Source organism: Eubacterium sp. AF19-12LB (assembly GCF_003479125.1).
Lineage (GTDB): Bacteria > Bacillota > Clostridia > Lachnospirales > Lachnospiraceae > Eubacterium_U > Eubacterium_U album.
The window spans coordinates 138,220-164,166 of the sequence record NZ_QUGP01000006.1 but is presented as its reverse complement, the minus strand read 5'-3'; the positions used below and the strand labels follow the sequence as shown (position 1 = coordinate 164,166).

General features: G+C 33.1%; 23 protein-coding genes. All 23 read left to right on the top strand.

Features of this window, described 5'->3' with window-relative positions:
- Nucleotides 1-96 precede the first annotated feature (96 nt).
- The 23 genes from DWX29_RS07875 to DWX29_RS07765 all read left to right on the top strand — a co-directional run bounded on the left by DWX29_RS07875 (nt 97) and on the right by DWX29_RS07765 (nt 25,944).
- Nucleotides 97-831, top strand: coding sequence for an isoprenyl transferase (locus DWX29_RS07875; protein WP_022088464.1), 735 nt, complete (start codon nt 97-99; stop codon nt 829-831).
- 2 nt (nt 832-833) lie between these two features.
- Nucleotides 834-1,661, top strand: a complete 828-nt coding sequence (locus tag DWX29_RS07870; protein WP_118565562.1) for a phosphatidate cytidylyltransferase — start codon at nt 834-836, stop codon at nt 1,659-1,661.
- Between the two features lie 125 nt (nt 1,662-1,786).
- A complete protein-coding gene (rseP, locus tag DWX29_RS07865; RefSeq protein ID WP_118565561.1) occupies nt 1,787-3,085 on the top strand; it encodes an RIP metalloprotease RseP in 1,299 nt (432 codons plus the stop codon).
- A gap of 81 nt (nt 3,086-3,166) precedes the next feature.
- Entirely contained in the window at nt 3,167-4,225 is a 1,059-nt protein-coding gene (gene ispG, locus DWX29_RS07860) for a flavodoxin-dependent (E)-4-hydroxy-3-methylbut-2-enyl-diphosphate synthase (protein WP_118565560.1), read from the top strand.
- Between the two features lie 3 nt (nt 4,226-4,228).
- Entirely contained in the window at nt 4,229-8,656 is a 4,428-nt protein-coding gene (locus DWX29_RS07855; protein ID WP_118565559.1) for a PolC-type DNA polymerase III, read from the top strand.
- A gap of 280 nt (nt 8,657-8,936) precedes the next feature.
- Nucleotides 8,937-10,967, top strand: a complete 2,031-nt coding sequence (locus tag DWX29_RS07850; protein WP_118565558.1) for a BglG family transcription antiterminator — start codon at nt 8,937-8,939, stop codon at nt 10,965-10,967.
- 14 nt (nt 10,968-10,981) lie between these two features.
- Nucleotides 10,982-11,449: a PTS sugar transporter subunit IIA gene (locus tag DWX29_RS07845; RefSeq protein ID WP_117909799.1), complete on the top strand. Its 468-nt coding sequence runs from the start codon at nt 10,982-10,984 to the stop codon at nt 11,447-11,449.
- Between the two features lie 52 nt (nt 11,450-11,501).
- Nucleotides 11,502-11,786 (top strand): PTS sugar transporter subunit IIB, encoded by a 285-nt coding sequence (locus DWX29_RS07840; RefSeq protein WP_117909800.1) that lies wholly within the window; start codon nt 11,502-11,504, stop codon nt 11,784-11,786.
- A gap of 65 nt (nt 11,787-11,851) precedes the next feature.
- The gene (locus DWX29_RS07835) at nt 11,852-13,207 is read left to right on the top strand and encodes a PTS transporter subunit IIC (protein WP_117909801.1); all 1,356 of its coding nucleotides are present in this window, start codon (nt 11,852-11,854) and stop codon (nt 13,205-13,207) included.
- Nucleotides 13,208-13,354: 147 nt separating this feature from the next.
- On the top strand, nt 13,355-13,762 hold the full coding sequence (locus DWX29_RS07830; RefSeq protein WP_243003028.1) for a hypothetical protein: 408 nt from the start codon (nt 13,355-13,357) through the stop codon (nt 13,760-13,762).
- Nucleotides 13,763-13,843: 81 nt separating this feature from the next.
- Nucleotides 13,844-14,719: a class II fructose-bisphosphate aldolase gene (locus DWX29_RS07825; RefSeq protein WP_117909803.1), complete on the top strand. Its 876-nt coding sequence runs from the start codon at nt 13,844-13,846 to the stop codon at nt 14,717-14,719.
- Nucleotides 14,720-14,756: 37 nt separating this feature from the next.
- Complete coding sequence (locus DWX29_RS07820) at nt 14,757-15,278, top strand: YjbQ family protein (protein WP_117909804.1); 522 nt, start codon at nt 14,757-14,759, stop codon at nt 15,276-15,278.
- 12 nt (nt 15,279-15,290) lie between these two features.
- Complete coding sequence (locus tag DWX29_RS07815; RefSeq protein WP_117909805.1) at nt 15,291-15,977, top strand: triose-phosphate isomerase; 687 nt, start codon at nt 15,291-15,293, stop codon at nt 15,975-15,977.
- Between the two features lie 282 nt (nt 15,978-16,259).
- Nucleotides 16,260-17,402 (top strand): 1-deoxy-D-xylulose-5-phosphate reductoisomerase, encoded by a 1,143-nt coding sequence (locus DWX29_RS07810; RefSeq protein WP_117909806.1) that lies wholly within the window; start codon nt 16,260-16,262, stop codon nt 17,400-17,402.
- 104 nt (nt 17,403-17,506) lie between these two features.
- The gene (gene fsa / locus DWX29_RS07805) at nt 17,507-18,160 is read left to right on the top strand and encodes a fructose-6-phosphate aldolase (protein ID WP_117909857.1); all 654 of its coding nucleotides are present in this window, start codon (nt 17,507-17,509) and stop codon (nt 18,158-18,160) included.
- A 407-nt stretch (nt 18,161-18,567) separates the two neighbouring features.
- Complete coding sequence (locus DWX29_RS07800) at nt 18,568-19,485, top strand: substrate-binding domain-containing protein (protein ID WP_022088470.1); 918 nt, start codon at nt 18,568-18,570, stop codon at nt 19,483-19,485.
- Nucleotides 19,486-19,587: 102 nt separating this feature from the next.
- Nucleotides 19,588-20,481: a phosphate ABC transporter permease subunit PstC gene (gene pstC / locus DWX29_RS07795; RefSeq protein ID WP_118565557.1), complete on the top strand. Its 894-nt coding sequence runs from the start codon at nt 19,588-19,590 to the stop codon at nt 20,479-20,481.
- 16 nt (nt 20,482-20,497) lie between these two features.
- Nucleotides 20,498-21,403 (top strand): phosphate ABC transporter permease PstA, encoded by a 906-nt coding sequence (gene pstA / locus DWX29_RS07790; RefSeq protein ID WP_022088472.1) that lies wholly within the window; start codon nt 20,498-20,500, stop codon nt 21,401-21,403.
- Nucleotides 21,404-21,461: 58 nt separating this feature from the next.
- Complete coding sequence (gene pstB, locus DWX29_RS07785) at nt 21,462-22,214, top strand: phosphate ABC transporter ATP-binding protein PstB (protein WP_022088473.1); 753 nt, start codon at nt 21,462-21,464, stop codon at nt 22,212-22,214.
- Nucleotides 22,215-22,315: 101 nt separating this feature from the next.
- On the top strand, nt 22,316-22,954 hold the full coding sequence (phoU, locus tag DWX29_RS07780; protein WP_022088474.1) for a phosphate signaling complex protein PhoU: 639 nt from the start codon (nt 22,316-22,318) through the stop codon (nt 22,952-22,954).
- 56 nt (nt 22,955-23,010) lie between these two features.
- Nucleotides 23,011-23,244: a hypothetical protein gene (locus DWX29_RS07775; RefSeq protein WP_147365045.1), complete on the top strand. Its 234-nt coding sequence runs from the start codon at nt 23,011-23,013 to the stop codon at nt 23,242-23,244.
- A 161-nt stretch (nt 23,245-23,405) separates the two neighbouring features.
- Nucleotides 23,406-25,169, top strand: a complete 1,764-nt coding sequence (locus DWX29_RS07770; protein WP_118565555.1) for a Na/Pi cotransporter family protein — start codon at nt 23,406-23,408, stop codon at nt 25,167-25,169.
- Between the two features lie 103 nt (nt 25,170-25,272).
- Nucleotides 25,273-25,944 (top strand): response regulator transcription factor, encoded by a 672-nt coding sequence (locus DWX29_RS07765; RefSeq protein WP_022088477.1) that lies wholly within the window; start codon nt 25,273-25,275, stop codon nt 25,942-25,944.
- Nucleotides 25,945-25,947 lie beyond the last annotated feature (3 nt).

The window sequence follows — 25,947 nt, the reverse complement described above, 5'->3', positions numbered from 1 at the left end:
AAAAACAATTTCGTATTAATAAGTGGCTTTTGCAAAGAATAAAAATTGATTCTGTGCAAAAGCCATTTTAGAATGTATACAGAAACCGGAGGAAGTATGGCAGAGAGTATAGATTTAACAGGAATGAATATACCTAATCATATTGCCATTATTATGGATGGCAATGGAAGATGGGCAAAAAAGAGATTTTTACCTAGAAATGCAGGACATGTGGCAGGAGCAAAGACAGTAGAAAAAATAATAGAAGACGCATATGATTTAGGCGTTAAGTATTTGACTGTATATGCATTTTCAACAGAAAACTGGAACAGACCTGATGATGAAGTTGCAGCTTTAATGAAACTTCTCAAAAATTATTTAAAAGACTGTATTAAAAGAGCAAACAGCAACAATATGAGAGTAAGAGTTATAGGTGAAAGAAGCAGATTAGAACCTGAGATTGTTGAAAAAATAGAAGAATTAGAAGAGTGTTCAAAAAATAATACAGGTATTACATTTATCATTGCACTTAATTATGGAGCAAGAGATGAAATTGTAAGAGGAATCAGAAAAATATCTAGAGAATGTGCTGAAGGCAAAATTGCTCCGGAAGATATTACAGAAGATATGTTTAACGGTTTTTTAGATACTCACGATATTCCTGACCCTGATTTATTAATCAGAACAAGTGGAGAGTTAAGATTGTCAAATTATCTTTTATGGCAGCTTGCATATACAGAATTTTATTTTACAGATGTTTTATGGCCTGATTTTAATAAAGAGGAATTAAAAAAAGCTATAGCAAAGTATAATGAAAGAGACAGAAGATTTGGAAAAGTTGAGGAGAACTAAAGATGGTAATCAGTAAATTTATGAATAAATCTTTTTATGAAAGACTTTTTAGCGGAATAATTTTGGTGATAATTGCACTTATAACCATTATTTTAGGAAATGATATTTTACTTGTTACAGTTGGAATTGTTTCCTTAATTGGTTTATATGAAATGAACAGAGTGTTTGGTATTGAAAAATATGCTACCGGAATATTATCATATATTGCAGTAATTATTTATTATGCAATGCTTCGTTTTGATATGATGACATATGTTCCATTTTTAATAGTTGCATTACTTATTGCATGCATGGCTATTTATGTTTTTGAATTTCCAAAATGCAAGACTGAACAGGTAATGGCAGCAATTTTTGGAACAATATATGTAGCAGTTATGTTATCTTTTGTTTATTTGGTAAGAATGGGTAATAATGGTGCATATAATGTATGGTTGATATTCTTATGCTCATGGGGAAGTGATACATGTGCGTATGTATTTGGTGTAGCATTTGGAAAACATAAAATGGCACCGGTGCTAAGCCCGAAGAAATCTATAGAAGGTGCTATAGGTGGAATACTTGGAGCAGCTGTATTAGGATTTATATATGCAACAGTATTTCAGAATAATATAGAAATGAGATATTTAGACCCTAGAATAGCATATCCAATCGTATGTGCAGCAGGAAGTCTTATTGCAATGACAGGAGATTTAGCTGCATCAGCAATAAAGAGAAATCATGATATTAAGGATTATGGTACACTTATACCGGGACATGGTGGCATAATGGATAGGTTTGACAGCGTAATATTTGTTGCACCTATAGTATGGCTCTTAATAAATTTCTTCTAAAATTTTAATATGAAAAAACTTAAATGTTAACAATTACAACATATACATTAGATAAAATATCATTTATGATAATTTTATGGTGCAGGTAAAATAAAAATAATTGTAGAATAGGTGGGAATGACAGTATGTCAAATATTATCAGTATTATAATAGCATTAATAATTTTCAGCGTATTAGTATTAATACATGAATTTGGACATTTCATTGTAGCAAAGAAAAATGGAATAGTAGTAAATGAATTCTCCATTGGAATGGGACCAAGAATTTGTAGTTTTGAAAAAGGTGGAACAAAGTATTCAATTAAATGTCTTCCATTTGGTGGCTCATGTGCCATGTTAGGAGAAGATGAAGATACAGTTGTAGAAGGTTCATTTAATTCAAAGTCGGTGTGGGCAAGAATGGCAGTAGTTTTTGCAGGACCTTTCTTTAACTTTATTCTTGCATTTGTTTTATCAGTCATTGTTATAGCAGCAATTGGAACAGATAAATCTTATGTAACGGCAGTGGATAAGTCATCACCTGCTTATGAAGCAGGGCTTAGAAAAGGAGATATAATTACTAAATATAATGGTACAGGAGTAAGTATCGGTAGAGAATTGTATTTAGAAGATTTTGTTAATCCTTTAGGTTCGGATAATGTAAAACTTACATTCATAAGAGATGGAAAAAAACAGAGAATTTCTTATAAGCCAGAAGAAGTAAAGAAATATATGGTTGGTATGTCATATAATGCCGGTGATACAGAGGCGACTATAGGAAATGTAACAGCCGGCAGTGCAATGGATGAAGCAGGAGCTCAGCCGGGAGATGTAGTGGTTGCTGTTGATGGAACAGAAATTAAATCAGGTGATGAGTTACAGAAATATATTGAAGAAAATCCATTTGGTGATAATACAGTTACGATAACGGTTAATAGAAATGGAAAGACTAAGGAACTTAAGATGACACCTCAGTATCAGACGGTTTATTCAAAAGGTTTTGAGTACAATCTTGCAAGAAAGAGAATGTCATTTGGAAGAACTTTAAAATATAGTTTTGTAGAAGTAAAATACCAGATTAATACAGTATTAAAGAGTTTAAAGATGCTCGTTACCGGAAAGGTTTCAGCAAATGAAGTATCAGGACCGGTGGGAATTGTAAGTGCAATTGGTGATACTTATAAAGCAAGTAAATCAGAAGGTGCATACATGGCACTTTTAAGTCTCATCAATATGGCTATAATGTTGAGTGCAAACTTAGGTGTGATGAATCTTTTACCTTTGCCGGCATTAGATGGTGGAAGGCTTGTATTTTGCATTATTGAAGTTATTAAGGGAAAACCTGTATCAAGAGATAAGGAAGGAATGGTACATTTCATTGGATTTGCATTATTGATGGTATTAATGCTATTCTTAATCTTTAACGATGTTAGAAAACTATTGTAAGTAACTGCAAGTAATGTGAATGAAATTTTTTATAAATTTGTAAAATGCATCTGATTTGCAATAAAAATTAGGAGTCTGAATATGTATAGAGATTGTACAAAAGTGATAAAAATAGGTGATAAGGTAATTGGAGGAGGAAATCCAATCCTTATTCAGTCAATGACGAATACTAAAACAGAAGATGTAGAGGCAACTGTAAAGCAGATTAAAGAGTTAACTGTTGCAGGATGCGATATTATAAGATGTGCAGTTCCAACAATGGAAGCTGCTAAGGCTTTGAAGGAAATAAAAAAACAAATATCCATTCCATTAGTTGCAGATATTCATTTTGATTATAGACTTGCAATAGCAGCAATGGAAAATGGTGCAGATAAGATAAGAATTAATCCGGGAAACATCGGCAGCTTAGATAGAGTTAAAGCTGTAGTAGATGTGGCTAAGGAAAGAAATATCCCTATCCGTGTCGGTGTTAACAGCGGCTCATTAGAAAAACATATATTAGAAAAATATGGAAGAGTGACAGCAGAAGGAATTGTGGAGAGTGCACTTGATAAAGTTAAAATAATAGAAGATTTAGGCTATGATAATCTTGTTATAAGCATTAAATCATCAGATGTTTTAATGTGTGTAAAAGCTCATGAACTGATTGCTGATAAAACTAAATATCCATTACATGTTGGTATAACTGAATCAGGAACAGTTACATCAGGAAACATTAAGTCTGCAATTGGATTAGGACTTATTTTGAGTCAGGGAATAGGAGATACTATAAGAGTTTCTCTTACAGGAGATCCTGTTGAAGAGATAAGAAGTGCTAATTTAATTTTAAAGACTTTAGGATTAAAGCAGGGAGGAATTTCTGTAGTTTCATGCCCTACTTGTGGAAGAACACAGATTGACTTAATAGGACTTGCAACAAAAGTAGAAAAATTAGTGGAAAAATACCAGAATCTTGATATTAAAGTAGCTGTTATGGGATGTGTTGTAAACGGACCGGGAGAAGCTAAAGAAGCAGATTTGGGAATAGCAGGCGGAAATGGTGTCGGTATCCTTATGAAAAAAGGTGAAATAATTAAAAAGGTTCCTGAAGAAGAATTACTTAAAGCATTAGAATACGAATTGAAAAATTGGAGTGAGTAATATATGGAAAGAAAAACTTTTTTTGAAGTATTTCCAGATGTAAAACTTAATAGTGAATTAACAGAAATATTTGAACAGGTTGAAGTTACAAGAATTACTGCTAACAGAGACAGAACAAAATTGCGTATTTATATAGAAAGCAGCAGGCTTATTAATAAGCCTGCTATTTTATCTGTAGAAAATGAATTATGCAGACAATTAAAGATGGGAAAAAAAATATCCGTTCAGATAATGGAGCATTACAGTTTATCACAACAATATACTCCAAAAAATTTATTTGACATATATAAGGATAGTATTTATACAGAACTTTCCCAAAAAAGTGCGCTGATAGCGACAATGTATAAAAAGGCACAATTTCAGTTCTTGTCCGATTCAGCTTTAGAGATGGAACTTGAAACGCATCTTATGACAGAGGAACGTATGAATGTCATAAAAAATACAATTGAGAATATTTACAATATTCGTTTTAATATTCCGCTAAAAGTTGTAATTAAGAAAGTTGAAGCACAAAAGGACAAATTTAAAGAACAGAAAGAAAAGAAACTTAGAAATGAAGTTGAAATCTTAATGAGCAGAAATAAGAGCAATAAGCCTGAAAAACAGGAAGAAAAGGCACAGGAAACACCTGAAAGACCTAAGATTGTAAAATCAACCCGCTCGGATAACCCTGATGTCGTATATGGTAGAGATTTCGAATTTGATGAAGAAACTAAAATTGCAGAATTATTTGATGACTCAGGTGAAGTAGTTATTAAGGGACAGATATTTAATATGGATGAAAGAGAAACAAGAAAAGGAAAGATTATTGTTTCTTTATCTGTAACTGATTTTACAGACAGTGTAATGGTTAAATTGTTCTTAGATAATACAGAGGTTTTGGCAGATTTTAAAAGTCGTGTAGGTAAAGGCAAATTTGTAAGAATTAAAGGTAGAGCAGCTTATGATCCATATGATAAGGAAGTAAATGTTGGACACATCTTTGGAATGAAGCTTATATCAAATTTTGTTGAAATAAGACATGACACAGCAGTTGATAAGAGAATTGAATTACACTGCCATACAAAAATGAGCGATATGGACGGTGTAAGTGATGTAAGAAAAATTGTCAGAAGGGCTTATGACTGGGGTCACAAAGCAATTGCAATTACTGACCACGGTGTTGTTCAGGGCTTCCCTGATGCATGGCATGAATATTGCGATATCAAGAGTATGTGTAAAAAGCAGGGAAAAGAATTTGACTTTAAGGTAATATATGGTGTTGAAGCATATCTTGTAGATGATTTGAAGGATATGATAACAAATCCAAGAGGACAAAGCCTTAAAGACAGATATGTAGTATTTGATATCGAAACAACCGGTTTTATTCCATCTCTTGATAAAATAATAGAAATAGGTGCCGTTAAAGTTGAAAATGGACAGATTGTGGATAGATTTAGTACATTTGTAAATCCTAAAGTGCCTATTCCATTTAGAATTGAAAAGTTAACCGGTATTAATGACAATATGGTAATTCATGCACCTGAAATTGAAGAAGTACTTCCAAAGTTCCTTGAATTTTGCGAAGGAGCAATTATGGTGGCACATAATGCGGATTTTGATATGAGTTTTATTTCAGCAAATGCAAAAAGATTAGGATTACCATGCGATTTTACAGTTGTGGATACATTATTAATGGCCAGATTCCTTATTATAGGGCTTGGACGATATAAACTTGATAATGTTGCAAAGGCATTGGGAGTTTCGCTGGAAAATCATCATAGAGCTGTTGATGATGCCGAATGTACGGCGCATATATTCTTAAGAATGTGTGATTTGCTTGAAGAAAAAGATATTCATGACTTAGATAAGGCCAATGAGGCAGGAAAAATGTCTGAAAATGCAATGAAGAAGGCAAAAGCGCATCATGCAATCATATTAGTGCAAAATAATATAGGAAGAGTAAATTTGTATAGGCTTATATCTATTTCTCATATAGATACATTTGCAAATGGTAAACCAAGAATTCATAAAAGTGACTATTTGAAATATAAAGAAGGATTGATTATTGGTAGTGCCTGTGAAGCAGGAGAATTATATCAGGCAATATTACATGAACATAGTCAGCAGGAAATTATGCGAATAGCTGATTTCTATGATTATTTTGAAGTGCAGCCTCTTGGAAATAACCAGTTTATGGTTAAGACAGGTGACCCTGAAAAGGATGATAAGAGACTTCTCAATTCAAATGAAGATTTAATTAATATAAATAAAAAGATAATTGAACTTGGAAAGAAACTCGGAAAACTTACGGTTGCTACATGTGACGTACATTTCCTTGATCCTGAAGATGAAATGTACAGAAGAATTATTCAGTATGGTAACGGATTTAAAGATGCAGATGAACAGCCACCGCTTTATTTAAGAACAACTGATGAAATGCTTAATGAATTTAGTTATCTTGACAGTGATTTAGCGGAAGAAATTGTTATAACAAATCCGGCAAAGATTAGTGATATGATTGAGGATATTTCACCAATCCATCCGGATAAATGTCCACCGGTGCTTGATAATTCAGAAGAGGAACTTAGAAATTCGTGTCATGCAAGAGCGAAAGAAATATATGGGGACCCTGTACCAAAAGTAGTTCACGACAGACTTGAAAAAGAATTGGATTCTATTATTGGTAACGGCTATGCGGTTATGTATATAATGGCAAGACGTTTGGTTTTAAAATCAAATGAAGACGGATATCTGGTAGGTTCAAGAGGTTCCGTAGGTTCATCATTTGCGGCAACTATGTCAGGAATTACGGAAGTAAATCCGCTTAAACCACATTATTACTGTCTTAAATGTCAGTATTCGGAATTTGATTCTGAAGAAATACGTTCATTAAATGGTGGTGTAGGCTGGGATTTGCCGGATAAAAAATGCCCAAGATGTGGGGCACCGCTTCATAAAGATGGAATTGATACACCATTTGAAACTTTCCTTGGATTTAACGGTGACAAGGAACCTGATATTGACTTAAACTTTTCGGGTGAATATCAGGCAAATGCCCACGCATATACAGAAGTTATGTTTGGTAAAGGACATACTTTCAGAGCAGGAACCATTACAGGTGTAGCTGATAAAACAGCATTTGGTTATGTAAAGAATTATTTTGAAGAGCATGATATACATAAGCGTTATGTTGAAATCGACAGAATAGCAAGAGGATGTACCGGTATAAGAAAGAGTACAGGACAGCATCCGGGTGGTATTGTTATTGTCCCAAGAGATAAGGAAATATATGAATTTACACCAATCCAAAAACCTGCAAATGATATGACGACAGATACGCTTACAACTCATTTTGAATATCATGCCATAGATGCTAACCTTCTTAAGCTTGATATTCTTGGACATGATGATCCGACAATGATTAGAAGACTTGAAAAGTTAACAGGAACGAATGCTGTAGAGATTCCGTTTGATGATCCGAAGCTTATGTCTTTATTTGAAAGCCCAGAAGCATTAGGAGTAACATCTGAACAGATAAGAGGATGTCCTATCGGGACGCTGGGTCTTCCTGAAATGGGAACAGATTTTGTTATTCAAATGTATGTTGATGCAAAGCCAAAAACAATAGCCGATTTGATTAGGTGTTCGGGATTGTCACATGGTACGGACGTATGGGTTGGAAATGCTCAGGAGTTAATTGCACAGGGCAAATGTACTATTTCAACAGCAATTTGTACTCGAGATGATATTATGACTTATCTTATTGACAAAGGAATTGACCCGGGTATTAGCTTTAAGATAATGGAAGCTGTAAGAAAAGGTAAGGGACTTACTCCTGAAAATGAGCAGATTATGATTGATAATGGTGTGCCTGATTGGTATATATGGTCATGTAAAAAGATTAAATACATGTTCCCGAAAGCCCATGCAGCAGCTTACGTTATGATGGCTCTTCGAGTTGCATATTATAAAGTTTATTACCCACAGGCATATTATGCAGCTTATTTTGCCATAAGAGCAAAGGCATTTAACTATGAACTAATGTGTCAGGGTAAGGAACGTTGCGAGTATTATCTGGACAATCTTATGCGTAAGAAAGAGAATAATGAAACAAGTAAAAAAGATGAAGATACAATTGGGGATTTAAAAGTAGTACAGGAAATGTATGCAAGAGGATATGAATTTGAACCAATTGACCTTTACAGAGCAAAAGCAAAAGAGTTTCAGGTTATTGATGGAAAGGTAATGCCGTCATTTAGTGCAATAGAAGGAATGGGAGATAAAGCTGCAGAAATGCTTGAAGCGGCAGCAAAAGATGGAAAATTCCTTTCAAAAGATGATTTGAGAGAAAGGGCAAAAGTAAGTAAGACAGTTGTGGAAACAATGTCAGACCTAGGTTTGCTTGATGGAATGCCTGAAGGAAATCAGTTATCTATATTTGATTTGTAAAATATTAAGCATGTAGTTATACAAAAATATTTTTGTATAGCTGCATGTTTTTTTGTGTAAAAATCAATATTTACAGGTTTATAAATAATGAAATAATATGAAAAAAATAGAAACGTTTCAACACCGATAAATAAAAGAATTTGGTAGAAAAATACAAAAAAATGTTGGATAATAATAATAAATAGTACAATTTGATGAAAAAAATTTGTGCAAAGTTGGACTTCAAAATAAAAATAAACAAATTATAATTAAATTAAGTCGAAGGGGAAAAGGTGAGAATATGAACCGAAGAGGCAATAAAATATTAAACGAATTAATTTGGAATGAAAAACTGAACATATCAGAATTTAAAGAAAAATATAATGTTCAGGAACGCTCCATACGACTGGATATTAAGGGAATAAATGATGACTTGCAAAAAGCAGGATTGCCGGTTATTTCCGAAAATTCTGAGGGAGAATTAGAGCTAGAAAATAAGAGACAAATCAATATAAAAGAATTTGAAAAATTTATTACAAATTATGATTTTTATTCATATACAATGACTAAAAATGAAAGACACACTGTTTTGGCATTGATACTTCTTAATGGAAGAGAATACATAACTGTTGATAAATTAAAAAAAGAAATTGGTGTAAGTAGAAATACAATTTTAAGTGATTTACAGGAATTGAAAATATGGTTTGAAGACAGGGATATGAATTTAAAAGCCAAAGCTCATGTGGGTTATACAATTGAAGCATCAGAATCACAGATTCGTGAGAATATTTTGAAGTTATTGGAAATTAACAGTGAAGAATATTATCAAAACGGATATATGCTTAATATTTATTGGAATCTACTTTTGAAACAAGTTGATTATGCACAGAGTTTTGATTATTTGAAAAGTATTCTTTTAGAGGAAGAGGAAGATACAGGAGTTATATTAGAAGATTACTCATTTTATGAAGCTATTGTTGAATTGGTAATAATGGTAAACAGAATGAGTCGGGAGAAATATCTTACTTCTTTTGAAGAGAGTGGAAGAGAAGAAATTGAAATTAGTTCAAAGTATCCATTTAGTAAATCGGTGCTCAATAAAATAGGAGTAAAATATGACATCAGAATAACAGAAGAAGAAATACTTATGTTTACTAAGTGCCTGAGAAGAAAGAGATATCTTAAGGGTGAAAGAAACAGTGCAAATTCTTTGGATATAAAGGTAATGATTGCAGAAGCAATTCATTCGATATCAGGAAAATTAGGAATAGATTTTTATCTTGATTTTGGATTGTATGATTTGATGGTTGCTCATATGAAATCGGCTGTCTACAGAGTTATGAATGGAGAAGTTTTAGTAAATCCGTTCAAAGAAGCAATTATAAACGATTATCCTGAAATACTGAAGATTGTACATAAGGAATTAGAAAAACTGGAAGGATTTATAGGAAAGAAATTTTCGGAAGATGAGGTATTATTTCTTGTTTTGTATTTTGCATCAGTAATTGAAAAAGAAAAAGTTGAAAACAATAAAAATAAAAAAATTCCGGTAGCACTTGTTTGTGCAACAGGAAGAGGAACAGTTCAATTTATGTTGGCAAAGTTAAAAATACTTGATGATATTATAGAAATTGTCAGTGTATCGTCACATCATAATATGAAGGAAATAGAACAATCGGGAGCTAAGATGATTATTTCAACAATTCCTTTACCGGATGCAGTTTTACCGAGTGTAGTCATAAGAAGTCCAATGCTAGATGACAAGGATATACTGAATATTCAACAAAAAGTATTTGAACTTAAGGGACAGAATAAAGAAGAAATGGAATTGCCTAATATAAAAGATATAAATGAGAATACCGGCAAGGACATACAAGGAGCATTTTATCAATTACTTTCAACAGATAGAATTGTTCTTGATTATCCGGCTAAAGATTGGGAAGAGGCAATAAAATGTGCAGGACAGTTACTCCGTGATTCAGGAACTGTAACAGGTCAGTATATTGATGAAATGGTTAACAATGTAAAAAAACATGGAGCATATATTGTAGTATGCAAGGGAATGGCACTTCCACATGCTGATAGTAGTAAGGGAGTTATAAAAGAGGCAGCCTCATTTGTAAGACTAAAAAAAGGAATAGAATTCGGAAGTGAATTTAACGATCCGGTAAGATATGTAATAGGAATGAGTATTAAGGATGCTGAAAGCATTAATCAGGCAATATATGACATGATGATGATTTTTGGAGACGAAAATAATATCAGGAAGTTTGATGAACTTCCTAATGAACAATCAGTTTTAGATATGATAAAGAGTTTTGAAAAAAAGTAAAAGGAGAGAGAAAGATGAAAAAGATAACAAGCAATAAAGAAAAACATTATTTAGCAGTTACTTTATCAGGTGAAAATGACAAAGAAGTTTTAACACAGATGGCTTCAGCATTACAGGAGGAAGGATATGTAAAGGATAGTTTTCCTGAGGCAATCCTAAAAAGAGAAGAAGTTTATCCTACAGGTCTTCCGGTTGGAGAAATAAGTGTGGCAATTCCACATACAGATCCTGAACATGTAAATGATGCAGCAATTTGTCTTGGAATTTTAGACAAACCCGTAACATTTAATGTAATGGGAATGGAGGGAGAAACAACTGATGTTTCAATATTGTTTATGCTTTCAATTAAACATAAAGAAGATCAAATGGATATGCTCCAGAAATTAATAACCGTATGCCAGAATCAAGATACATTAAAAGAGATTATGGCACAGGACATGGACAAAATTAATGAAGTTATGACCACTCTTGTAGAGGGGTAGGAACTTAATAAATTGCCAAAAGGCAAATAATTATATGAAAGGAGAAACAGATATGAAAAGAATAGTTATCGCATGTGGATCAGGAGTAGCAACATCAACAGTTGCAAACCAGAAGGTATCTCAGTATCTTAATGAGCACGGATATGCAGGAAAATACCAGATTGAACAGTGTCAGGTATCTGAACTTGCAGAAAAAGCAAAAAATGCTGACTTTGCCATTGCTACAACAGTAGTTGGTGGAAACATTCCTTGTCCTGTAATACCTGGACTTCCATTATTGACAGGTATCGGAGTTGACAAATTGTTCAGTGATGTAGAAGAACAGATGAAAAAGTAGAAAAAGTAACACGTAAGAAAATATTTGAAATTATTTTCAAATGAGATTAAGAAGGGAGAAAAAGCATGCAATATATTATTGATTTTTTTAGTTACATTAATGGTTTAGGTGCAAGCGTAATGATGCCAATTATTTTAACAATTTTTGGTGTTATTTTAGGAGCAAAGTTTGGTAAAGCCCTTAGAGGTGGATTAACAGTAGGTGTAGGTTTCATTGGACTTAACCTTGCAGTAGGACTTATTGGTACTTATTTAGCACCGGCAGTTCAGGAAATGGCCGACAGATTCCATTTATCACTTACAACTGTAGATGTAGGTTGGCCTGCAGCAGCAGCGATTGCTATGGGTACAACAATTGGTCTTATAATTATTCCAATTGGTTTAATTGTTAACATTATTATGTTACTTACAAATACAACTCAGACAATCGACGTTGATATTTGGAACTATTGGCATTTCGCATTTACAGGTTCATTAGTTGCTATTGTAACAGATAACCTTGCATATGGTATTATAGCAGCTGTTATTAATATTATTATAGTATTTGTAATTGCTGACTACACAGCACCAAAGGCAGAAGAAGTTTTAGGAATGCCGGGCGTTTCACTTCCTCATGGATTTACAGCAGCCTTTGTTCCATTTGCAATCGTAGTTAACTGGATTATCGATAAGATTCCGGGAGTTAACAAGATCGATATTAATATTGAAAAATTACAGAAGAAATTCGGTGTATTTGGTGAACCAATTATTATTGGTACAGTATTAGGTCTTGTTATCGGAGTATTAGCAGGATATCCATTAAAAGACATTTTAACATGTGGTATTTACTTAGGTGCTGCATTAGTACTTATTCCAAAAATGGCTGCATTACTTATGGAAGGTCTTATGCCAATTTCAGAAGCAGCTCAGGGATTTATTTCAAAGAGATTCTCAAACAGAGGAAAGATTTATATTGGACTTGACTCAGCAGTAGGTGTAGGACATCCTGTTACATTAACAGTATCACTTATTCTTGTACCGGTTGCTGTATTCCTTGCAGTTATTCTTCCTGGAAACACAGTACTTCCAATGACTGACTTATCAGTATTACCATATATGTTCGTATTAATTGTACCATTAGTTGGTGGTAATGGATTCCGTGCAATTATAACAGGTATTGTTGCATTAATCGGTGGTTTATATATTTCAACTGACCTTGCAGCAGTTACTACATCTGTAGCTCATACAGTAGATGCAGCTACATATGATGGTGTTACAAAGATTTCATCAATTTGTGATGGTGCAAACCCACTTACATGGCTTATTTACAGAGCAGGTAACTTAAGCATTATAGCATTAGTGGTTGTGGGAATTGTAGCACTTGCATTAGCTTTCTTAAACAGACAGCGTATTATTAAAGCAGCTCATGCTGAAGAAAAATAAAAATGAAAGGTAAATGTATATATGAAAAGTTATGTGTATAATAAATCACACTATTTCATTCAACATACTTTACCGGGGTTATTCACACTCCTGATTGGGCTTTATTGCCTAATCAGGCAGGTGATGACCGGATTTAGTGGTTTGTTGATGTTTATATTAATCATTTGTGTATATAATGTGTGGAATGAATTTATATCTTTAAGTAATCCGTATGAATTTGAATTGGGAAAAGACAGTGTAACTTTTCGTGCATACAAACAGGAACATACTTATAAGATAAGTGAAATGACAAATTTCTCAATGAGAATGGTTGCAGGAAATACATCAATATATATGAATATAAATAAAGGTGGGATTTTAAAAGGAAGATATTGGATTAGAGTATCTGAATTTGAAGAACAGGATGAAATAGTAGATTATTTTTATGATTTAGATGAAAAAGTTAATCCGGATTCTGTTGTTACCAGAGCAAGAAAAGAAGGTAGAGAAAGATTAGCTCAGAAAAAAGAACTGGAAAAACAGAAGAAAATCAGTAAGAAATTAGTTAAAAATTAATTAGTATATAGTAAATTTGAAAACAATGTAATTAAAATAGATTATTTTATTTAATCCATAGGATTGATAGGAGGGATAGTAATGCTGGTAACATTAAAAGAATTACTTGATGAAGCGAAAGTAGAACATAAGGCAGTTGGAGCTTTTAACGGTACAACACTAGAAGCAATCAGAGGAATTATTCAGGCGGCGGAAGAACTTAATTCACCTGTTATATTACAGCATGCACAAAGCCATGATGATTTAATTGATTTAGAAGAGATAGGACCGGTTATGAAGTATTATGCTGAAAGGGCGAAAGTTCCTGTTGCATTACATTTAGACCATGGTTCAAGTTTTGATAGATGTGTTCAGGCTTTAAAATTAGGCTTTACATCCGTTATGTATGATGCATCAGCTAAAAGTTTTGAAGAAAATGCAGCAGAAACAGCAGAAATAGTTAAAATTGCACATGCAGTTGGAGCAAGTGTTGAAGCTGAATTGGGACATATTTTCACATCAAAAGTCGTACAGGGTGAAGGAGCAGGAGCTGATAGCACTGATGATTATGAAGACTTAGATAACATATATACAGATCCTGAAGTAGCAAAGAAGTTTGTTGAAATGACAAATGTAGATTGCCTTGCAGTTGCATTTGGTACGACACACGGAGTATATCTGACTGAACCAAAATTGGATTTACCTAGAGTTGCAAGACTTAGAGAAGCAACAAACATTCCATTGGTTATGCATGGTGGTTCAGGAGTATCAGATGAGGATTATGCTGTAGCTATTGAAAATGGAATTTGTAAAGTTAATTACTATACATATATGAATACAGCAGGTGGAAAAGCATCAAAGGAATATTGGCAGGATGATAGTAAGCCATTGTTCTATGACTCAATGTCATTAGTTGCAACAGAAGCAATTAAAGAGGATGTAAAGCGTGCAATAAAGGTATTTCAGAAAATAAAATAATTAACTACTACTTAATTTTATGAAAAGGAGAGTATAGATGGCAGTATATAAAGAAACAATTATGTTAAAATCACACGGTGGTACACCAACATATGTAAATATTACACCACAGGTTAGAGAAGCAATAGAGAAAAGTGGAATAAAGAATGGAATTTGTGTAGCAATTTCACCACATACAACATGCTCAGTATTTTTTGAAGAATTTGTACATGATTACAATGAAGCAGGAGATGAATTTTTACAGGAAGATTTGAATGATGTATTAAAGAAAATCATACCTGATCATGTAAATGCAGATCAGTATAATTATCCTGGTGAAGAACATTATAAAGCTGTTGAATCATGGCCTGATGCAGCTACATATTTACCAAATGGTGATAGAACAGCCTTATTTAATGGAGATGCCCATTTAAGATCTACACTTGTTGGTTCAAGTGCCACATTGGAAGTTGATGATGGAAAATTGGGTGTAGGACCTACGGGATATGTTTATTTTGTAGATTTTGACAGAACAAGAGAAAGAACAAGAAAATGTAAAATTATTGTTATAGGAGAATAGGAGGAGAGTAAAATGGCAAAAGCAGAATCACCTTTTTTGATTGTTAATCCAAAGTCATATTTATATGGTGAAAAAAGTTTGGAATTAGCAAAGGCAGCAGATAAAACTGCAAAAGAAACAGGACTTCAGATTTATTTTACATGCCCATATGCTGACATAAGATTAATAAAGGAAAATACAGAAAATCTTATTGTGTGTGCTCAATCAATGGATCCTTTGACTCCTGGAAGAGGAATGGGACATGTACTTCCTGAATCATTAAAGGAAGCAGGAGCAGAGGCAGTATTTTTAAATCATGCTGAAAATCCTAAAACAGTTTCAGATTTATATGCAACAATTAAAAGAGCAAAAGAATTAGGAATGATTACAATAGTTTGTGCAGATTCAACAGTTGAGGCAAAGGCAGTTGCATGTATGGATCCTGATATAGTATTAGCAGAACCAACAGATTTGATTGGAACAGGAAAGGTAGCAGATGACTCATATACTATTGAAACAGTAAAGGGTCTTCACGAGGTTAATCCTAATGTATTAGTAATGATTGCATCAGGAGTAAGCACAGCAGATGATTGCTATAATGTAGTAAAACTTGGAGCAGATGGAACAGGTGCTACATCAGGTATTTTAAATGCACCATCTCCGGCACAGAGAGTACATGAAATGGCTGAGGCAATCGTTAAAGCTAAAAAAGAGAAATAGCCACATTGACATAACTAGTCTTTCATAATTTGGGGAGTAATACTAAATAATTTTTATTACTCCCTACCTTTTTGCATAAATTATATACTTAACATCTGGTTTGAGGGGCAACTACTTTATTTTTTACAAAAAATGTGATATTCTTGTCTTAGATTTTGCTTAATTTTACAAAAATTATACTTTTAAATAATAAAATAAAAGATAAATATAAGAGATTAAGAAATAATAGAGAAAGAATATATAATGATGTTTCCTTAAATGAAGGAGACAGAATGGAGTATCATGAAGAATATTTCAATATTGGGGTCTACTGGTTCAGTGGGAACTCAGACATTAGAAATTGTAAGAGCTAATAATGATTTAAAAGTAGTTGCAATTGCAGCTAAGAAAAATATAAAGAAACTTGAAGAACAGATTAGAGAATTTGATCCTGAAATTGTATGTGTATATGATGAAGATGCAGCTGAACAATTAAAGATTTCTGTTGCAGATAAGAATGTAAAGATAGTAACAGGAATGGATGGATTAATTGAAGCAGCGACATATGATAAGGCTAAGTTAGTTGTAACGGCTTTTGTGGGAATGATAGGAATAATACCTACTTTAGAATGTATAAAAGCCGGAAAGGATATTGCATTAGCTAACAAAGAGACTCTTGTTACTGCAGGACATTTGGTAATGGATTTAGCAAAGAAACATAACGTAAAGATATTACCTGTAGATAGTGAGCATAGTGCAATTTTTCAATCAATAAATGGAGAAAACCATAAAGAAATTGATAAGATAATTTTAACAGCTTCAGGCGGTCCGTTTAGAACATGGGAAAAATCAAAAATGAAAAACGTTACCATTGAAGATGCTTTAAAACATCCTAATTGGAAGATGGGACCAAAGATTACAATTGATTCAGCAACTATGGTTAATAAAGGCTTAGAGGTATTAGAAGCAAAATGGTTATTTGACGTGGATGTAGATGATGTTCAGATAGTAATTCAGCCTCAGAGCATTATTCATTCTATGGTTCAGTTTAATGATGGTGCTGTTATGGCCCAATTAGGTTTGCCAGATATGAAATTACCAATTCAATATGCAATTTATTATCCGGAGAGAAGATATCTTGCCGGAGAAAAAGCAGATTTTGGAAAAATAGCCCAAATTACATTTGAAGACCCGGACTTTGAAAAATTTAAAGGTTTATCACTTGCATATAGAGCAGGAAAGATAGGAGGTTCTATGCCTACGGTTCTTAATGCAGCAAATGAAAAAGCAGTTGCAATGTTTTTAAACCGACAGATAAGTTTTTTGGAAATTACGGAAATTATTGAATATTGTATGAGTTATCATCAGACTATTCATAATCCGACGGTACAACAGATATTGGATATTGAACAATGGGTGGATGAAATAGTCGATAAAAGATGGTAACATAATTAATTTGCGTATTGTAGGTTGAAAATAAACAGATTTGGGATAATGGGATGAAGAAAGGAGAGTATGAGATATATGAAAAGTCTCATACAAATAACATTATGAAGTTTTTTATTGACACAGCAAACGTAGATGATATCAGAAAGGCAAATGATATGGGAGTTATTTGTGGTGTAACTACAAACCCATCATTGATTGCTAAAGAGGGAAGAAATTTTAACGAAGTTATTAAAGAAATTACTACTATTGTAGATGGACCTATAAGCGGTGAAGTTAAAGCAACAACAACTGATGCAGAGGGTATGATTGCAGAAGGAAGAGAAATAGCTTCAATTCATCCGAATATGGTTGTAAAGATTCCAATGACTGTCGAGGGCTTGAAGGCTGTCAAGGTACTTTCAAAAGAAGGAATTAAAACAAATGTTACTTTGATTTTTTCAGCAAATCAGGCAATACTTGCAGCTGAGGCAGGTGCATCATATGTATCACCATTCCTAGGAAGACTTGATGATATTAATCAGCCGGGAATTGATTTAATAAGAACAATAGCAGAAATTTTTGATATTTACGGATATGAAACTGAAATTATAGCTGCATCTGTACGAAATCCAATTCATGTTACGGATTGTGCATTAGCAGGAGCTGATATTGCTACAGTTCCTTATAAGGTAATTGAGACAATGACAAAACATCCTTTAACAGATCAGGGAATAGCAAAGTTTCAGGCTGATTATAAAGCCGTATTCGGAGAATAAGAAAGTTCGATTGTAACGAGCCGAACTCAAAGATGCTACGCATCTTTTTCGTTACGGCTGTCGCGGATAAAAAAGAAAAGTTCGATTAAGTTCGATTGTAACGAGCGCAACTCAAAGATGCTACGCATCTTTTTCGTTACGGCTGTCGCCGCATAAATAAAGAAAGACCAACACCAATTTTCAAGCAAGCTTGAAACGTGGCGTTGGTCTTTTTTTATTTGCGTGGCTCGTTACAATCGAACTTTACGTATTTTTTACTTAGAGATGGTTATGGATTTTACATTGGGCATTTATGATTAAGAAGAATTAACAAATGCGCATATTTAGTTAATTATTTTTAAACTAAATAAAAGAAAATGTAAATTAGAGCGATGAAATAAATCGTCAGATTATGGAGGAATTAAGAAATGAGAAAATTAGCAGTTTTAGCACTTAGTGCAGCATTAGTTATGGGAACAATGACAGGTTGTGGTTCTACAAATTCAGACGCAAAGAATTCTGATAATGCAGGAACAAATAAAAGCGCAAGTTCAGAAACAGGATTTGATACATCTAAAGATATTTCAGTTGTTTCAAGAGAAGATGGTTCTGGTACAAGAGGAGCTTTCATTGAATTAACAGGTGTTGAAGAAAAAGATGCAGATGGAAATAAGGTTGATAACACAACATTAGATGCAAGCATTACAAACAGCACAGAAGTAATGATGACAACGGTGTCAGGAAATGATTACGCAATCGGTTATGCTTCACTTGGTTCATTAAATGACACAGTTAAGGCAGTTAAAGTAGGTGGAGTTGAAGCTACAGCAGATAACATTAATGCAGGTACATATACACTTGCAAGACCATTTAACATCGTAACAGGTGATAGCGTAAGTGAAGTAGCACAGGATTTCATTAACTATATTATGAGTGAAGATGGACAGAAAATTATTTCAGACAATGGTTATATCGAAGTAGAAAATACAGGAAGTTTTACATCATCCAAAGTAAAAGGAAGCATCGTAGTAGCCGGTTCTTCATCAGTAACTCCTGTAATGGAAAAATTAAAAGAAGCTTATGCCAAAGTTAACTCAAATGCATCAATTGAAATTCAGGAAAGTGATTCTACAACAGGTGTTAATTCAGCAATTGAAGGAACATGTGATATCGGAATGGCATCAAGAGATTTAAAGGATGAAGAAAAAGGAGTTAAGGCAACAGCAATTGCAAAAGACGGTATTGCAGTAATTGTTAATAATAACAACACAATTGATGACTTAACAGTAGATCAGATTAAAGATATTTTTACAGGTGCAGTTACAACTTGGGCAGATGTTAAATAATAACATAAAGATATAATCTGGTAAAAATCAGAAAAAGATTAAAGCCTGGCTGACAACGTATTAACTGGTAAGTCGGGCTTTAGAAATATATGAGGAAAAGAAATGCAGGAAAATAATAATGTAGGAGCAAATAAAGGTTGGAAGAAATTTAAAGAAGTATTTATGGAAATAATATTTTTAATTGCAGCCTGTGTGTCAATTGCAGCGGTAGCTTTGATTTGCATATTCTTATTTGCAAATGGAATACCGGCAATAAAAGAAATTGGATTTACTAAATTTATATTTGGTACACAGTGGCGTCCGACGAATAACATATATGGTATTTTACCAATGATTGTAGGAAGTATATACGTTACAGCCGGAGCATTGATTATAGGTGTACCAATTGGACTTTTAACAGCTATATTTTTAGCAAGATTTTGTCCGAAGCCTTTGTACAAAATACTTAAACCTGGAATTGAACTCATGGCTGGAATCCCATCGGTAATATATGGTTTCTTTGGATTGGTTGTTTTGGTACCGGCAGTAAGAGATAATTTTGGTGGTGATGGTCTTAGTATGCTAACAGCAAGCATGTTACTTGGAATGATGATTTTACCAACAATTATTTCGGTATCAGAGTCATCTATAAGGGCCGTACCTGATAAATATTATCAAGGGGCATTGGCACTTGGTGCAACACATGAAAGAAGTGTTTTTCTTACTGTTGTTCCGGCAGCAAAATCAGGAATTTTGGCAGCGATTATATTAGGAGTAGGAAGAGCAATAGGAGAAACAATGGCAGTAATTATGGTTGCAGGAAATCAGCCAAGAATGCCGGAGGGTATGTTAAAAGGTGTTAGAACGTTAACAACAAATATAGTAATGGAAATGGGATATGCTGCGGGATTACATAGAGAGGCACTTATAGCAACAGGTGTTGTTCTGTTTGTATTTATTCTTATAATCAATCTACTGTTTTCAATTATAAAAAATAAAGAAAAACATCAATATTAAAGGAGTAAAGTAGATTATGAATAATGACAAATTATCACAAATAAAAGGAATAAATAAAGTTTCCTTTTTACAGAGATTAAAAAGTTATAAAAGAAAACCGGGCTCCTTTATATTGTTATTATTAGTTGGATTAGCAGCACTAGCAACAACATTATGCTTAGGTTTTATAGTTTGCTATATATTAATTAAAGGTATACCAAACCTTACACCTGATTTATTCGCATGGGAATATAATTCAGAAAATGTATCAATGATGCCGGCGATTATAAATACTATATCAATGACATTGTTGTCACTTCTTTTTTCAGCACCAATTGGAATATTTTCAGCAATATATCTTGTGGAATATGCAAAAAGAGGAAATAAACTTGTTGGAATTATGCGAATAACAGCAGAAACATTAACAGGAATTCCTTCTATTGTATATGGCTTATTTGGAGCATTATTCTTTGTTTCAACTCTTAAATGGAAACTTTCATTAATGGCAGGTGCATGTACATTAGCGATTATGGTACTTCCTGTAATATTAAGAACAACAGAAGAAGCATTAATGTCTGTGCCGGATTCATATAGAGAAGGAAGTTTCGGACTTGGAGCAGGAAAGTTAAGAACAGTATTTAAGGTAGTTTTACCGTCAGCCATTCCCGGAATTCTGTCAGGAGTTATTCTTGCAATAGGTAGAATTGTAGGTGAAACAGCAGCTTTAATTTATACGGCAGGTGCAGCTACAAAGGTAGCAGGAGGTTTATTTGAATCAGGAAGAACTTTAGCAGTTCATATGTACAGCCTTTCAAGAGAAGGATTACATACAGACCAGACATATGCTACAGCAGTAGTACTTTTAATTATGGTACTTCTTATAAATGGAGCATCAGGACTTATTGCAAAGAAATTTGAAAAGGCAAGTGGCGGAGAAAAATAAAGCTAAATAATAATAAAAAAAATGAAAAGAATTCCGAATGAATTTAAAGGAGAAAGAAATGAGTAGTAAATTTGATGTAAAAAATTTGAATTTATATTATGGCGAATATCATGCCCTAAAAAATGTAAATATGGAAATACCTGAAAAACAGATTACAGCATTCATCGGACCTTCAGGATGCGGAAAATCAACTTTCCTTAAGACATTAAACAGAATGAATGATTTAGTTGAAGGATGCAAAATAACAGGTGATATAAAGTTAGATGGTGAAGATATATATGGAAATATGGATGTAAATCTTTTGAGAAAAAGAGTAGGAATGGTATTTCAGAATCCAAATCCATTCCCAATGAGTGTGTATGACAATATAGCTTATGGACCAAGAACACATGGAATCCATTCAAAAAGTAAATTAGATGAAATAGTAGAAAAGTCATTGAGACAGGCTGCAATTTGGGATGAATTAAAAGACAGATTGAAAAAATCAGCTTTAGGATTATCTGGTGGACAGCAACAAAGATTATGTATTGCAAGGGCATTAGCAGTTGAACCGGAAGTTATTTTAATGGATGAACCTACATCAGCACTTGATCCTATTTCTACATCAAAGATTGAAGATTTAGCATTAGAGCTTAAAGATAAATATACAATTATTATGGTAACTCATAATATGCAACAGGCAACAAGAATTTCAGATAATACAGCCTTCTTTTTACTTGGAGAAGTAATTGAATATGATAATACAGAAAAACTATTCTCAATGCCTAAAAATAAAAAGACAGAAGAGTACATTACAGGAAGATTTGGCTGATTTTATAACACGTTGGTCGTTATATATCGAATATATATTAAAAGAGCAAATGTTCTACAAGGCATATGAATGTTATCAATGGAAAGAGAGGTTGGATGAAAATGAGAGATAAATATATGAAACAGTTGGAAAACTTAAACAACAATATGATTGAAATGGGGGCAATGATTGAAAAATCTATAGAGAATGCGATTTCTGCATTAGTAAGACAGGATGTTGAAACAGCAAAGAAAGCGATTGAATATGATGCTGAAATTGACGAAATGGAAAAGAATATAGAAAACATGTGCATGAAAATTTTACTAAGCCAGCAACCGGTAGCAAGTGATTTACGTACGGTTTCATCAGCTTTAAAAATGGTTACCGATATGGAAAGAATAGGTGACCATGCAGCAGATATTTCAGAAATAACAATAATGATGGCAGATAAGCCATATAGATGTAAATTAGAAAAGATTGAGAAAATGGCAAAAGAAACAATGATAATGCTTGTCCAAAGTATAGAGTCATATGTTAACAAGGATATTGAGAAAGCTAAAGCGGTAATAAATCATGATGATATAGTTGATGGATTATTTGACGAAGTAAAAAAAGCCCTGATTGTTGCCATAAAAGATGATGATGAAGATGGAGAACAAATGGCAGATTTATTAATGGTAGCAAAATATTTAGAGAGAATAGGCGACCATGCAACAAATATATCCGAATGGGTAATTTATTCAATTACAGGAAAAAGATAAAAAACATTAAATTACAGTTTAAGCCAAAGGATGAAATAGGCGGAATGGAGTGTATTATGAATAGCATTTATTTAATAGCCGATAAAATTACAAAGGGAAAAAATATTAGTACATATAAGATGTTTTTAGTATTAAGTGTAGTGACATGGTTAATTGGAATGTCTGTTATAACAGTTCCATTTTTTATAACAGGTAAGATTTCCTGGCAGATAATGACAATTATTATAGGATATCCGACAACATTTTGCGGATTATTTGGTGGAACAATATATTTATATCGTAAAGATTGAAATTTTACATAGATTTTACATAAATATCCCTCTGACTTTACACCACTAAAATACAATGCAAATGTAAAAAGAATGTAAATAAAAACATAAGACATAAAGCCTAAGTAGTTTAACATATATAATTGGCAGTAAGGCTTTAGGAAAAGCACAGGAGGAAATTTATGGATATTTTCAATGTATTGTCCCTTATTGGAGGATTAGCGTTATTTCTTTATGGAATGAATGTTATGGGGGATGGACTTGCTAAGACAGCAGGTGGAAAATTAGAAAAAATATTGGAAAAACTTACATCAACACCTATAAAAGGCGTTATTTTAGGTGCTGCAGTAACAGGAGTAATTCAAAGTTCATCAGCTACAACTGTTATGGTGGTAGGCTTTGTTAACTCGGGAATAATGAAACTGACGCAGGCGGTTGGAATTATTATGGGTGCAAATATAGGAACAACGGTAACATCATGGATTCTTAGTTTGTCAGGAATTCAAAGTGATAATTTTTGGATTAAAATGTTGAAACCGTCATCATTTTCACCAATATTAGCTGTTATAGGTATTGTATTTTTATTATTTACAAAAAGTGAAAAGAAACATGATATTGGAACAATTCTTCTTGGATTTGCCGTTTTAATGTTTGGAATGGAAACAATGAGCGCAGCAGTAAAACCATTGGCGAATGTTCCTGAATTTACAAATATTCTTACTATGTTTTCTAATCCAATACTTGGTATGTTGGCAGGTGCAGTTCTTACAGCGGTGATTCAGAGTTCATCGGCATCAGTAGGAATTTTACAGGCATTATGTGCTACGGGATTTGTATCATATGGAGTTGCAATACCGATTATAATGGGACAGAATATAGGAACATGTGTTACAGCATTGATTTCAAGTATAGGTGCTAAGAAAAACGCAAAGAGAGCAGCTTTTGTACATTTATATTTTAATGTAATTGGAACTACAGTATTTATGATTGTATTTTACCTTGTAAATGGATTTATGCATTTCTCATTTTTAGGTGATGCAACAAATGCAGCAGGAATAGCAATAGTTCATAGTTTATTTAATGTAGGTGCAACAATATTGCTTTTACCTTTTGGTAAGGTTCTTGTTAAGCTTGCAACACTTACGGTAAGAGATGAAAAAGAATCAGAAGATATTGCAGAAGATAAAACATTAGAAATGCTTGATGCTCGTTTTCTTGAAAAACCTGCATTTGCTGTAGTACAAAGTGTAAGCGTTACAAAGAAAATGGCTTCATTGTCAAGAGATGCTTTATTTAAGGCAATGAGTCTGTTTGAAAATTATGATAAAAAAACAGCTGAAGATGTAGTAAAACTGGAAAATAAAATTGACCAGTATGAGGATCAGCTTGGAACATATTTAGTAAAATTAAGCAGTAAGCAGTTATCCTTAAATGATAGCCAGACAGTATCAATTATGCTTCATGTAATTGGGGATTTTGAAAGAATCGCAGATTATGCGATTAATATAAGTAAAAAGGCAGAAGATATGCACAGTAAAGGATTGAAATTCTCATATGTTGCCTCAAAGGAACTTCAGGTGTATGGAGATGCCCTTAAAGAGATTATGAATATGACTGTAGATGTGTTTACGGCAGATAATTTGGATGAGGCTGTAAGGGTAGAGCCACTTGAAGAAGTAATAGACAGACTTAATTCTAAGATAAAGAAAAATCATGTTAAACGATTACAAAATGGAGAATGTACAATAGATATTGGTTTAATTCTCGAAGATACAATTACTAATTACGAAAGAGTTGCAGATCATTGCTCAAATGTAGCAGTATGTATGTTGCAGGTAAGAGAAGATGAATATGGAACACATGAATATTTAGATAATGTTAAACATGATGATACACAGTTTAAAAAATTATATCAGGAATATAAAGAAAAGTACTATTTAAACTAAGAATATGATATGCTTTAGTTATGTTATGTGAATAAAAAATGAGCATAATATTAGTATGCAGATTAGACAGAAATAGTTTTATGATAAACACAAGGAGGAAGATATGGCTTTAATATATATTGTTGAAGATGATAAAAACATACAGGAAATAGAAATGTTTGCATTAAAAAACATAGATTACGCTGTAGAGGGATTTGAATGTGCCGGAGATTTTTACAAAAGGCTGTACGAGAAACTTCCGGACCTTGTGTTGTTAGATGTGATGCTTCCGGATGAAGATGGTCTTGAAATAGTAAAAAAATTAAGAAAAAGACCGGATACCATGAGAGTGCCAATCATCATGGTTACAGCTAAAACAACAGAAATAGATAAAGTAAAAGGACTTGATATGGGAGCAGATGATTATATAACCAAACCATTTGGAGTAATGGAACTTATATCAAGGGTAAAGGCACTTCTTAGAAGAAGCAGAAATCTGCAGGAAGAAAAAATGATATCTATAGGTAATGTGTTTATGGATACTGAAAAAAGAGCTGTTTATGTAAATGATGAGCCTTGTGAACTTACATACAAAGAATTTGAACTATTAAAATTACTTATGATTAATGCAGGAATTGTATTACATAGAGATACAATAATGGCAGACGTATGGGGAACAGATTACGAAGGTGAATCAAGAACATTAGACATGCATATAAAAACTTTAAGACACAAACTTAAAGAGGCAGGAAATAGAATTAAGACGGTAAGAAATGTAGGATATAGGATGGAGTAATGT